Below are 12412 nucleotides of genomic sequence, written 5' to 3'. Positions count from 1 at the left end.
AGAGAACTTTTGTTCCAAAAATCTTGAGGGGAAATATATGAAGAATAAGTTAATCGCCTTTGCCGCTACACTTACGATAGGCATTGCCATGCCGGCTTATGCTGTTGATGCTTGCAACGACGAAATGGGGCATCAAGGGGATAAGCGGACGATTCAAGACAGCGGAATCGAGACCGTAAAAAGTGACAATGACGGTTCCGCTTTGGATTACGAAGTTTGGCTTCAGGACGGCAAAGGTTCCATGACGTATTGGAACAATGGAACATTCTCTGCCGAATGGAGTGGATCGAACGATTTTATCGTGCGTGTCGGGCGCAAGTACAGCGATGCCATGACTTACGACAAATATGAGGATTTTTCTGCGGATTTCAAGTTCGAAAAATCGGGGAGTGCAGGCTATTCTTATATCGGAGTCTATGGGCGGACAGAAAATCCGGCGGTGGAGTATTATATCGTGGAGGATTGGTTTGTTAAGCCTTCCGAGGAATATTTGGGAACGAAGATTGGCGAATATGAACTCGATGGCGATACGTATGAGTTGTGGCAGGAACGTCGTAATACAAAGCCTACGATTCAGGGTGATATGTCTTTCTTGCAGGTTATCAGCGTGCGTCGCAACGCTCGACAGTGTGGTCGAATCAATATCACAGCTCATTTCAAAAAGTGGGATACTTTGGGCGTGAGATTGGGGAAACTTGACGAGATGAAAATGCTTGTGGAAGCCGGCGGCGAATCTACAGGTAAAATTGATTTCACCTATTTCAATATAAACGATTCATCTCCTCGCAGTATCGGAGGGACAAATGCGTTACGTGTTCCGCCGAAGCGTTTGTTCGAATCGGGCTCTTTTCTGGTGTTCGATATGCAAGGCCGTTATTTGGGAACGGTGGAGTTGATGCATGGTTCGTCGCTCAAGGATGCTGTCGCAACCCAATTCCAGCAGTCTGGAAAGTTTTTGGTTAAACGGGGCGGTTCCGTTAAAATTGTGACGATTGAAAATTATATGAGTGTTCAAAAGGAGGTATTATGGCTCAAGACAAATCCAAGAAAGAACAGATTTCCCAACTGATTCAAGAAATCTCCGTAGGTCTTCACGAACGTGACGAAATAGTGGCTCTAGCCTTGCTTGCAATATTGTCCGGTCAGTCTGTTTTTTTATATGTTCCTCCGGGAACGGCCAAGAGCTTGATTGCCCGACGCTTGAGCTTGGCATTTAAGGAACCCAAATATTTTGAATATTTGATGAATCGTTTTAGCACTCCTGAAGAGGTCTTTGGGCCTGTAAGCATCAAGGAACTTAAAGAAGATCGTTATATTCGTAAGACCAAAGGGTATTTGCCCGAGGCTGACATTGCTTTCTTGGATGAAATTTGGAAAAGCAGTCCTGCAATTCTAAATACTTTATTGACAATCATCAACGAACGTAAGTTCCGCAATGGTGACACGGTGATCGATGTTCCGCTAAAGGGTATTGTTGCCGCCAGTAACGAAATCCCTGCAGAGAATCAAGGGTTAGAAGCATTGTACGATCGATTCATTATGCGATTGGTTGTCAACCCCATGACGGAACGCAGTAATTTTGACGCGTTGTTGAATGATATTCCTACCGAACCGATTGTTCCCGTCAATGAATCTCTGACTTTTGATGCGCAAAAGTGGAACGACGCTTTGGCAAGCCTCAATGATGTTGTGGTATCCAAGGAGACCCTGAACGTGATTCATGCGATTCGCGTAAAGATTGATGAGTACAACAAAAAAGATGCAAACAAGTCTAATCCTATTTATATCTCTGACCGACGCTGGCAGAAAATGGCTCGTGTTTTAAAGATGGCCGCGTACCTTTGCGACAGGAATGAAGTCAAGCCGGTTGATGCCCTAATCCTTAAAGATTGCTTATGGACAAAAGAGGATAATAAGGAAGCCCTTTCAAAGATGGTGCGTGACTCTGTGCGAGAATTCTGTATTTTCAGTTCCGATAAATTTGAAAAATGGAATGAAGAATACATGGAACTCAAACAAGAAATTGATGATACGTTCTTTTGTGATAGCGGTGCTTTTGAAGATGTGGAAGAAATTGATGGGAAAAAATACTTTAGGGTTAAATTGAATATCCCATGTTTGGAAAAAAATAAAAACAATCGTAATTCTAATAGTTTTGATCCTTATTCTATTGGTCGTTCTATTGGTCTTGGCGCTTGGTCTTTTAGTGGTCGTTCTTTGGATGACACTTTTGATAATTACTCCATCGTTCATCAGAAAGTGTCGGTTTATTTACCTTATGATTGTTTTAAAACAGTAACTTCATTTGTTCCTTTGGATAAATCGCATGAACCCCTTTCTGAGTACAGAAATCCTGTAACTCATTTTAATTACGCAAAAACAACGATTCAGTGCAATTTCAATGGATCGATCTCATGCACTGTCAAATATTCTTATACAGAAAGAGATGATAGGCTTTACAAAAATCCCAAAGAAGAAACAGAAACAATTGTTATAAAACCATCGTATAAAGTTGGAAACTGCAAAAAGGTTCCTCTCGAAGTCAAAAAAATGTATCAGCAAAATATGGAGGAACTGTTAAGCAAGTTTGACCTTATCAAAAAAGATATAGACGATTTTTATTACAATTTTACACTAGAAAACATTACTCCTTTTGTTTCTAAAAGAGATCAGACAATTGTAACTGCCGTTGTTGCGGATTTCAAGAAACAGATGAATGTTGGACGATTGAATGCGGAACAACTTATGAAAAAACTGAAACAGCATATAAATCCGTAACAATACTTTATGTCGAAATTTTCTGGATCCCCCTATTCGTTATATGCGATTATTCAGGTTTCTGAAAAGGCTTCCATGGATGAAATCAAAAAGTCCTATCATGCCTTGGCAAGACAATTCCATCCCGATAAAAATGGGGGCGATGACACCCGTTTCAAGGAAATCCAAGAAGCGTATGATATCCTTTCGAAAAAGGAACAAAAACAACTTTATGACGATTATTGCGAAAGGGAAATAAGCAGGCTTGCCGAGGAGGAAATTCTTCGGCAAAAAAAGGAAAAGCGGTCTGCTGTTTATAAAACAAAAAATTCGGCCAACATTAGGGAAAAGCTTTCAGAATGGTTTCGCAAGAATTTGATCGAAAAATTTTTGGATGTGTGGTCCAAGTCTTTGGACGATTCTCTTTCGAAGGATTTGAATGATGCGGTTATAGAACTTGGTGAAAAATTTGCAAATTCTCCGTTTGACAAAATTCGTCAAAAACTTACGAAAATGCAGAGACTTTCTTCAGTCGAATCTGTAAGCAAAAATAGTATAAAAGAACTCCTCAAGGAATTTGTTAAAGCTGTTCCCGGTGTCGATACGTCGTTTTGGAAAAATAAACTAGACGCATTATCTTCAACAAAGGAAATGCTGGCAAAGAAATCTACCGAAAGTGAATCTGGCTCGAAAGATGTGGCGGAGCGTGATTTTTCTGGTGCGAGCGAGATGCAAGCCGAATTAGATGCCATATACCAGCATATATTAGAATCGTGGAATGAAGCCTACGAAAAAATGGTTATGCAGTGGATGATTTCTGAAATGGAATCGGCCAAGCAGGCTATGTACGCCAAGTATCAAGAAATGCTGAACAATCTACGCCAAATCAAGAGGACGCTCGGTACTATCCCTGATTTGGGGTGGGGTCTTAGCTTGGGAAATCTCTCGGCTCAGGATTTCCAAGTTGTATTGGAATGGAGTAAGTTTTTTCAGGAAAATTCTAAGATTCAGGAATTGTGTGAAGTTCTTGGGCACTTGAACAAAGAAGCTTCCAGGGTTGAACGCGAAACCATACAAGCGACTCGCAGTTATGAAACTGTTTCTGTGGATTGTAATTCTAATGAAGAAATTATTGGGATTACTTTTGGCAAAAGTATAGAAGATGCACTCCCTCAAGAACTAGCCTTGCTTGGCGATGAGGACACTTCGTTGCTTTTTGATATGAAGTTTATTGAAAATAGGCTTATGTGTTTTGAAAAACAGGGCTATATTTCGCAGCGGAAAGAGGAAACTTACGAAGAAGAACGAGAGGTTGAAATAAGAGACAAGAAGGGTCCGATTATAGTTTGTGTCGATACGAGCGGATCGATGGAGGGGTTGCCTGAGAATATAGCCAAGGCGATCACGCTTCACATGGCATCTATCGCCCATAAGCAAGATAGAGATTGTTACCTGATAAATTTTAGTACGTCAATTACGACCTTCGATTTTAAGCCCCCTAAAGGTTTAAGTGACTTGATTCGGTTTTTAAAAAGCAGCTTTCATGGGGGTACAGACGTGATGCCCGCTTTAAACGAAGGAATTAGAATGATGCAAGAAGGCGGTTACGACAAGTCGGATTTGCTTGTAATATCGGATTTTATTTTCCCAACGAGTGATTTTGGAATGTTGGAAAAAATCAAACAACAACGCGAAAAGGACAACTATTTCTACGCCTTGTCAATTACGAATTTTGACTATGGCTTTGGATACTATCAAAATTCCAAACAGGAAATGTTTGATGAGGCTTGGGTCTATTCCCCCGATGGCAAGAATCTTAGAATGTTGTATTCACGTCTTTCAAAAATTGGGGAATCTCGATAGTTCTTCCACCCAATCCACATCTGCTGTAACGGTGAGCGTTTTGAGTCCGCAGGCGGCAGCGGCGGCTGTGTTGACGGGGCTATCGTCGATGAATATGGTTTCGGCGGGGGTGGCTCCGAGTTCGCGGATTGCTGCCTTGAAAATTTCTGGGTCGGGCTTTTGCAAGTGCAAGTCTTGGCTCAAGAAGATTTTGTCGAAGAAATCTTCGAGCTTGTTGCCGTTTGCGTTGAACCAGTTTTTGCAACTGCATTCCCAGTGCAATGCGTTGGTGTTGCTCAATAACGAAACGGTTACGACACCCTCCTTTTTGCGTAAGCGACGGAGTGCTTGCAGCTTGCGTTCTGCAACGCCGATGCAAATGGAATTCCACGCTTGTTCAATGTCTTGCGGTGTTGCTGGCTTGGTGCATTTATCCGCAATTTGCTTGCAAAAATTTTCGGTTGTGACATAGCCGAGCTGGTATTCTTCAAGCAGTTTATATACGCATGAGCCTTGGGCCAGTTCAGCGGAAGGGAGTCCTAGTGCGGTAAAGCGTTCGTAGGCATTTTGAAGGCGGATGTCCAAAAGAACTCCGCCCAAATCAAAGATATAGTTCTTGAGCATGGCTCAAAGATAGAAAAATACGGGTCCTTGTAAAAGCTACCACAATAACGCTTTTGTCACGTCGCTGGCTTCGTTCTTGGCGCCGTGAAGGCTGTCGCTGCCGGAGGATGCCTCTGTGCCGATGAATCGTTCTTTCGAATCGGCGATAAAGCGGATTTTGCCGTGGTTGTTGCCTTTGGTGATGATTTCCATGTTGAAGGGTTTCATTACTTTGGAACCGTTGCGCCCTTGCAAACCTTCTTGCTTGGCGACTTGTTCCAGTTCGCATTTTTTGCTTTCGTAATCCTTGAAAATCTTGACGGCATCCGCATTTGCGGCAAGGATGTCTTCGATGAATGACTTTGTGCGTGTTTTAGGCGATTTGTCGGTCACGGGGACGTTTGGCAAGGCGAGATTCAAGGCGCGTACGAGCTGGCATACGTATTCGTTCGGGTACATTTCTTTTTCGGCGGGTTGCAGAAGCGGCAAGTAACGGATTCCCTTGTTCGTTTTGGAATCCAGATTCTGCCTGAGTGCGTTTGATGTAGCAGAGACTTCGTGCAGTTGCTCTTTGATTTCGCTGAGGTTCTTTTCGGCTTTTTCGCGTTTGTCATCTGCTTCGAGGGCGAGATTTTCCCACGTTTTGCGTTCTTCTTCGCAGTTGATGTATTTTCGGTGGAGCGAATCGTATTTGGCGTGCTCGTCTTTATACTGGTCGCGTTCTTTAGTGACTTTGTCCAAATCCTTCATCAGCTTTTCGACAAGGTACGACAAGTCTCTGCTTTCTTGTCTTGCGTCTTGCCATTCCTTTTGCATCTCCTTCAGCGTGTTTATCTTTTGGATGCGCTCTCTTTCGATGAGTTCTTTTTCGTATTCTTCTCGGGCCGCGAGAAACGCATCCCATGTGAAGTTGAATTTCAGCGAAAGATTTGTCTTTAGGATTTTGAGGAAAATATCCTGCACTAAAGTTTCGGGCTTTTCAACCCAATCGACGACATCGTGGCGGTTGAATACGGTAATGGGCGCGTTCGCGTAGCAGATTCCGATTTCGCCCCCTTGCGGTATTTTTTTGCCTTTGAGCTCTTGGGCGAGGCGTTCTCGTAGTGATGAATCCTTTTCGGCGAAGACGTGGGCGATACCGAAAATGTTGTCTGCGACGATGCTCGGCTTTAGCGAATGCGTGCGTTCGGAACAACTTAAATATACGATGGGGAGGACGTTTCGGAGTTGGCCGGTCAATGCGTTTTTTGCTTTGTCGATTTCGCCAGGCTCAAGAATATGTGCTTGCTTTTTGATTTCTATGGAACCGTCGCCGTCTTGGTATTCCGTAAGGAGATCGATGATGTAAGGGCGTTCGATTTTAGGTAAAGTCTTGTCCCTCCCCAAGTCGCAGTCTTGCGAGACAAAGCATAGAACATGCTTATCGGTTCGCTTCAACGCAATTTGCGTTTTCCACATGCGGCTTGTGATGGTGTTCCTTGCGACAAAAGTAAACCCGATGTAGTCGCAATGGTCCCAAGTGAAGGAATAGTATTCTAGCTTGTCTCCTGCAAATTCGAATTGGCCGCAGGGTTCTGCTAAAAAATTGATGTCTCTAGGGAATCTGCGTAAAAGCTGGTCGTAAAGTCTCTTACCGCGTCTGTCCTTGTAACTTGAAATCCAAGTGTAGATGCAATCGCGATAAACGATGTTCCACGGCAAATCACTACGTAGATTGAACGAAGTTCTGATTAACTGCATTGATTTCTCCCCTTTTTTTGCTAAAAATAATTGCAGAAGGGGAAAATGTCAATAAGGGGCTGTGAGGGGCGTGTAAGGTTATAACTACCAATCACTAGCATTTAATCGTGAGTTGACTGGATCCTTCGCGTTGCTCAGGATGACGCTTCTGAGTGCAGCACCAATTGCTGATTCTGTCATCCCGGACTCCGCGATGCACTGAGCTATGCCGAAGTGTTCCGGGATCAGCTTACACGACATTTATCGCAGATGCGGAACCTCTCGCATCCTCCTAATCCCTAAAACCTAACTCCTAACCCCTTTTTTGCTCCAACTGCGAAATGGTGGCGGCGACGGTAGAAATGCCTCCGATGAACGCGGCGATAAACGTTCCGCAGAACAGGTAAAGCGGCAGCGAATAGACAGCCCCGTTCGCAAATGTAATGTATTTTATTTTGTGAGTTTCTTTGCGGCTTTCTTTAGGCGATAAACGCCAACGCTCGTAAGTGTAGTCCATGAAGGCGCACCCGAAATAGTAAGCGTTGATGATGAAAATCAAGACAATCGAAATAACGCTCCCGATAACGGGAATGAGATTTAGCGGCAAACAAAGTATAATTAGCGAAAGTTGCTTTATGGTGTTCCTCGCGGCAATGCGGATGGCTCTCCAGATGTCCTTTAACGTTTGTTTAAAATCAAAGGGAAATTCTTTTCCGGTGAGGATTGTTTCCGTCTTTTCTGAAAGGAGCGTGTAAATGGGCGACATCAAAATGTTGACAATCGTTCCACCGATGAAAATGAAGAGCGCAAAGAAGACGATGGGGAGGACGACTTTGATGGCGACCATTGCGGCTTGAATCCAGCCGTTCATGTTATCGACGCTGCGTTCAATGATGCCGTTAATCCAATCGCCAACGCCAATGCCAGAGTAAACTAATGCCGCGACGACGATGATGTTTAAAATTACGGGAATCAGCAAGTATTTGACGAGACTGTTCGCCCTAATGAGGCGAATGGCTTTGGGGTATGCTGCGAAACCTGTTTTAAGTTGTTGTAATATAATCATTTTTCGGTAGAATAGATTAGTACAGGTACCATTCCCATTCAAGAATGCATTTTTTGTTTTGTTCGTCTGTTTGGTATTGCACGTCGTTATTTTTGATGTAGCCTACATCGTAAGTAATGTACCAATAATTAGAAGAATAATCATCGGAGGCTAAAACGTCGGCATCAGTGATTTTGGGGTATATGCGGATGGTTTCGGTGTTTACGGGTACTGTAGTGGTGTAATCGACCCGTCCGCTCCATAATCCTGTGTCTTGTTTCTTTAACATTACGTCTGTTTTTTTAGTGGTTTTGGTGCCGTATGTATCTATAAATTCAATGTCGAAGCTGATGTTTGGATCGGCATCTGCGTAGTTCCCTAAACCTAGAACGTTGTCCCAATCTGGCGTGACTTGCTTAAAGTAGGTCAATGTAAGCTTCATGTTTTTACTTGTGGTCAAGTAATAGACTGCTGAGGAACTAGAGTAGTTGCTTCGGAAACTGGAAGATGATAGTTTCTTTGTGGAACTTGAATAATAGTATGTATAGCTAGAAGAAGATCTTTTTACAGAAGATGAACTTTTGGCGGCGTTGCACTGGTAGCCGAAATTGGAACAGCACCAGGAATTGGAAAAAGTGCTTGATCCATAACGACAAGCTTCTTCTTGCCATTGTTTTTCTTCTTCATCCAGCTGATCTTGTCTGTGTTGTTGTCTTTCGCTATAGTCTTCTCTCATAGACGACATGGGATTTTCGTCGGAACATGCGAAGAAAAATAAAGATGCAAAAATGAGTGAAATGATTTTTCTAAACATGTAAATTCCTTTAGAATGCGACTTCGAGTTTTATGCGCCAACTTTTACTGTTTATGTAACCTTGTTCCGCTCCGGCGTCTTCGTTGCAGTTGTAGGTGCGGAAGTTGCCCGAATAGGATTGGAGTTCCAGTGAAAAATAACGGCTAATTTCGAGACCGATGCCTAAAAAGTGAATAAATTCCCAATCTGAAGCTGTGGTGAAATCATTATAGACATGGGAGTGCTTGTCGCTCTCGCTATAAATCCATTGATAAATAGGTTTACGGATATGGAAATTGGTACTGATGAATGGTGAAATGGGTAAGGAACCCAAAGGAATGCCGAATCTGAAACCGAAAGGGATTTCTGCCATTATTGTACTTGGTTTCAAGTCCTCCCAAGAATCATAATCAATATACAAATAAGCATGATCGTTATAAAGGTGGTCGTATTCATAATATATGTCGTAATCGCCATAATGGAATACTGCGTTTAATCCGATGTTGAACGAAATGAAACGGTTAAAGTACTTTCTAAAAAAGAAACCTAAATTTATACCGAATGCATCATGGAACTCGTCAAGATTCAATCCGTAATAATCTTCACTTCTAGGGCGTTCGAACGCCAGAACCAATCCAAAGTAAGTACTTCTGCTTTCGCTTGATTTTGCATTCTTGCTTGAACTGAGCGGATCGACTTCGTGGAAAACTCTTTTGTCTTGATCTTGCTCGCTGATTGCTGTTTCCGAGGCTAGTTTGTCGTTGCTTTCTTGCAAATTAGGAACTTGTGTGGAATCCGCCGGTTTTTCTTCGACGGTTGCTACAGGTTCCTGCTCTTTTTCCTTGATTGCAATTTCTGCTTTTTGAATGTCCAAGGCGACCATTTCTTTATTGGCGAATACGATGGTGAACGCTTGTGCCGAATCCTCGGTTGCTTGGTCCTGTATTTGCTTTGCCAACAATTTTGCATTTTCGATACGCTGGGCTTTGCTTTCCAATTCGGCAATGCTGTCGGCCTTGGCTTGTTCGTCAAGTTGCTTCGCGTTGATGGCGTATTCGATGCATTTGCAAGATTCTTCGATTTTTTTGCAGAACTTGTCCTTGAATTTGGGCTTCTTCGCTTTTAGCATCTTGTCCGTGACGGGGCAACCTTCGCAAAATGCGGTGCATTCTTCATTTAGCGGCGGCAATGGCTCAATGCGCGTCATCGAAGATTGGCTTTGCAATACTTTTGCATCGTAAAGCGCTTGGGCCTCTTCGTCGGTGAAGGGCTGGCCTTCGTTTTGGATTTCCTTGAAAAGTCCATTTTCGAAAATGACTTTGCGGGTGCAAATTTTATTTTCGCATGCTAGCTGCAACTCGAAAGAAAGCTTGTCTATGCTAGCTGTAACTTCGGCTTCTCTTGCGGACTTGGCTGTGCTTACACTATCGAGGAGTGCGGCGCATTGGCAGCGTTCCTCGATTTTTTTGCAAGTCTGGTCTTTCTTTTTGCCTGCACATGGAGTGCATAATTCAATGCACACGTTTTGGGCGAAGGGAGCGATGGCCAATATAAACATTAAAAGTAAGGCCGCTCTAAAGGTCTTTTTCATCAGGAAATTCTTTGGAAAAATATTACAAGGATTTTTGATTTATTCGTAGTATCCGTAACGGAATCCCTGGCGAATCATGCAGTTTTTGACAGTTTTTTCTTTTTCTGCCGGAGTTTCAAGCTTTTGCATGGAAACGTCGTATTCGCATTGGGCAAGGGCGTTTTCTGTATCGTATTTTGAAACATCGGGCTTTACCCAACCGGCTTGAGGCTTTGTCGTGGAGCAACCTGTGAAATAGATTGCTGATGCAGCGATTGCTAAAAGAAACGCTTTTCTCATTGAAACTCCTTGGTTGTGGGCCTTTTCCGCTGAATACAAAAATTCGGTCGCAAGTTGCCCTGCTATGTACCGTAAATATAAGAATAATTCACTAGATCCTTTAGAACTGTACATCGAACTTTAGACGCCAGCTACTTCCATATTCGTATGAATCATCGATGTCTCCATCATGAAAACAGAAACTTCCTACATACCATTGGAATTCAAATGAGAAATGACGGCTTATTTCCAGACCGGCACCCAACAGAGGAACGAATTCCCATTTGTCGATATCGACAAAGCCATCATCTTTTTCTTTGGCGTCGTAATAGCCGTAATGATAGTGAGCATCATCGTATTCAATGTAAACCCAATGATAAATAGGTTTACGAATGTGGAAACTTGTGCTGATAAAAGGTGAAACAGGTAAGGAACCTAAAGGAATGCCGAAGCGGAAGCCCAAGGGAATTTCTGCCATGATTGTGCTGAAATCTATATAGAGAAGATTGCCGTCATATTCTGCTAGGCGGAAAAATGCGTTTATGCCGATATTGAATGAAACAACTTCATTGAAATAGTTTCTAAAAAGGAATCCTAGATTTATTCCGAAATCATAGTCTGGTGCTCCACCGCCCCAAGAATAATCATAGTAATTTCTGCTTTCTGGGAATTCAAAAGCGAGTGATAATCCAATGTAAGTGCTTTTGCCTTTGCTTGCTTTTTCACTCTTGCTTGAACTGAAAGGATCGACTTCGTGGAAAACTCTTTTGTCTTGATCTTGTTCGCTGATTGCTGTTTCTGAAGCTAGTTTGTCGCTACTTCCTTGTAAATCAGATGCTTGTGCGGCGTCCGTCGTTTTTTCTTCGACTGAGGCTACAGATTCTTGCTGTTTTTCTTTGGTTGCAATTTCTGCTTTTTGAATGTCCAAGGCGACCATTTCTTTGTTGGCGAATATGACGGTGAACGCTTGTGCTGAATTCTCGGTTGCTTGGTCCTGTATTTGCTTTGCCAACAATTTTGCATTTTCGATACGCTGGACTTTACTTTCGAAGTCGGCGATGCTGTCTGCCTTGGCTTGCTCGTCAAGTTGTTTGGCGTTGATGGCGTACTCAATGCATTTGCAAGATTCTTCAATTTTCTTGCAGAACTTGTCCTTGAATTTGGGTTTCTTCGCTTTTAGCATCTTGTCCGTGACGGGGCAATCTCCGCAAAATGCTGCGCATTCTCCATTCAGCGGCGGCAGTGGTTCAATGCGTGTCATCGAAGATTGGTTTTGTGCTACTTTTGCATCGTAAAGCGCTTGGGCGTCTTCATCGGGGATGGGCTGGTTCTCGTTCTGGATTTTCTTGAAAAGTCCATTTTCGAAAACGACTTTGCGTGTGCAAATTTTATTTTCGCATGTTTGCTGCAACTCGAAAGAAAGCTTGTCTATGCTAGCTGCAGCTTCGGATTCTCTTGCGGACTTGGCGGCACTGATGCTGTCGAGAAGTGCTGCGCATTGGCAGTGTTCCTCGACTTTTTTGCAAGTCTGGTCTTTCTTTTTGCCTATGCATGGAGTGCATAATTCGATGCAGACGTTTTGGGCGAAGGGAGTGACTGTCAATAAAGAAATTAAAACCAAGGCCGCTTTAATGGTCTTTTTCATCGGGAAATCCTTTGGAAAAGTGTTGCCATTTTACAAATATAAGAATATGGTTGTATTTGTTCAAGATGGACTTTTCGCGTTGCTGCTTGTATTGATGCGTTTTTTTTAACATAATCCGCTAAAATATGAGCTTTTAGCGGATTTGGATGGAAATAAAAA

The 12412-nt window shown here is 42.9% G+C and carries 10 protein-coding genes; 3 read left to right on the top strand and 7 right to left on the bottom strand.

Annotated elements, in window-relative coordinates; all coding sequences use genetic code 11:
• The first annotated feature begins 37 nt into the window (after positions 1-37).
• From IKG78_RS01865 to IKG78_RS01855, 3 genes are read left to right on the top strand one after another with little or no spacing between them, the layout of a single operon-like run.
• On the top strand, positions 38-1069 hold the full coding sequence (locus IKG78_RS01865; RefSeq protein ID WP_290938563.1) for a glycoside hydrolase family 11 protein: 1032 nt from the start codon (positions 38-40) through the stop codon (positions 1067-1069).
• Entirely contained in the window at positions 1027-2778 is a 1752-nt protein-coding gene (locus tag IKG78_RS01860) for an AAA family ATPase (RefSeq protein ID WP_290938561.1), read from the top strand. Before IKG78_RS01865 ends, IKG78_RS01860 begins: the two co-directional genes overlap by 43 nt.
• Positions 2779-2787: 9 nt before the next feature.
• Entirely contained in the window at positions 2788-4620 is a 1833-nt protein-coding gene (locus IKG78_RS01855; RefSeq protein ID WP_290938559.1) for a DnaJ domain-containing protein, read from the top strand.
• On the opposite strand, the gene IKG78_RS01850 is transcribed toward IKG78_RS01855, so the two are convergent.
• The 7 genes from IKG78_RS01850 to IKG78_RS01820 all read right to left on the bottom strand — a co-directional run bounded on the left by IKG78_RS01850 (position 4597) and on the right by IKG78_RS01820 (position 12253).
• Positions 4597-5223 carry an HAD family phosphatase gene (locus IKG78_RS01850; protein WP_290938557.1) on the bottom strand — a complete coding sequence of 209 codons (627 nt, stop codon included), beginning with the start codon at positions 5221-5223 and terminating at the stop codon, positions 4597-4599. The two genes, IKG78_RS01855 and IKG78_RS01850, sit on opposite strands and share 24 nt — an antisense overlap.
• A gap of 36 nt (positions 5224-5259) precedes the next feature.
• Entirely contained in the window at positions 5260-6942 is a 1683-nt protein-coding gene (locus tag IKG78_RS01845; RefSeq protein WP_290938555.1) for a hypothetical protein, read from the bottom strand.
• A 292-nt stretch (positions 6943-7234) separates the two neighbouring features.
• On the bottom strand, positions 7235-7987 hold the full coding sequence (locus tag IKG78_RS01840; RefSeq protein WP_290938553.1) for an EI24 domain-containing protein: 753 nt from the start codon (positions 7985-7987) through the stop codon (positions 7235-7237).
• Positions 7988-8003: 16 nt separating this feature from the next.
• Positions 8004-8780 carry a hypothetical protein gene (locus IKG78_RS01835; RefSeq protein WP_290938551.1) on the bottom strand — a complete coding sequence of 259 codons (777 nt, stop codon included), beginning with the start codon at positions 8778-8780 and terminating at the stop codon, positions 8004-8006.
• A 10-nt stretch (positions 8781-8790) separates the two neighbouring features.
• Positions 8791-10317, bottom strand: coding sequence for an autotransporter outer membrane beta-barrel domain-containing protein (locus IKG78_RS01830; RefSeq protein WP_290938549.1), 1527 nt, complete (start codon positions 10315-10317; stop codon positions 8791-8793).
• A gap of 72 nt (positions 10318-10389) precedes the next feature.
• The gene (locus IKG78_RS01825) at positions 10390-10629 is read right to left on the bottom strand and encodes a hypothetical protein (RefSeq protein WP_290938547.1); all 240 of its coding nucleotides are present in this window, start codon (positions 10627-10629) and stop codon (positions 10390-10392) included.
• A gap of 100 nt (positions 10630-10729) precedes the next feature.
• Positions 10730-12253: a hypothetical protein gene (locus IKG78_RS01820; protein ID WP_290938544.1), complete on the bottom strand. Its 1524-nt coding sequence runs from the start codon at positions 12251-12253 to the stop codon at positions 10730-10732.
• Positions 12254-12412 lie beyond the last annotated feature (159 nt).

Source organism: Fibrobacter sp. (assembly GCF_017545445.1).
In the GTDB taxonomy this organism is placed as follows: Bacteria; Fibrobacterota; Fibrobacteria; order Fibrobacterales; family Fibrobacteraceae; genus Fibrobacter.
This window is presented reverse-complemented; position numbering and strand designations above follow the sequence as displayed.

Bases quoted from the DNA above. Each gene is read 5' to 3' on its own strand.
- IKG78_RS01865 (WP_290938563.1), top strand. From the start codon at position 38: ATGAAGAATAAGTTAATCGCCTTTGCCGCTACACTTACGATAGGCATT.
- IKG78_RS01860 (WP_290938561.1), top strand. From the start codon at position 1,027: ATGGCTCAAGACAAATCCAAGAAAGAACAGATTTCCCAACTGATTCAA.
- IKG78_RS01855 (WP_290938559.1), top strand. From the start codon at position 2,788: ATGTCGAAATTTTCTGGATCCCCCTATTCGTTATATGCGATTATTCAG.
- IKG78_RS01850 (WP_290938557.1), bottom strand. From the start codon at position 5,223: ATGCTCAAGAACTATATCTTTGATTTGGGCGGAGTTCTTTTGGACATC.
- IKG78_RS01845 (WP_290938555.1), bottom strand. From the start codon at position 6,942: ATGCAGTTAATCAGAACTTCGTTCAATCTACGTAGTGATTTGCCGTGG.
- IKG78_RS01840 (WP_290938553.1), bottom strand. From the start codon at position 7,987: ATGATTATATTACAACAACTTAAAACAGGTTTCGCAGCATACCCCAAA.
- IKG78_RS01835 (WP_290938551.1), bottom strand. From the start codon at position 8,780: ATGTTTAGAAAAATCATTTCACTCATTTTTGCATCTTTATTTTTCTTC.
- IKG78_RS01830 (WP_290938549.1), bottom strand. From the start codon at position 10,317: ATGTTTATATTGGCCATCGCTCCCTTCGCCCAAAACGTGTGCATTGAA.
- IKG78_RS01825 (WP_290938547.1), bottom strand. From the start codon at position 10,629: ATGAGAAAAGCGTTTCTTTTAGCAATCGCTGCATCAGCAATCTATTTC.
- IKG78_RS01820 (WP_290938544.1), bottom strand. From the start codon at position 12,253: ATGAAAAAGACCATTAAAGCGGCCTTGGTTTTAATTTCTTTATTGACA.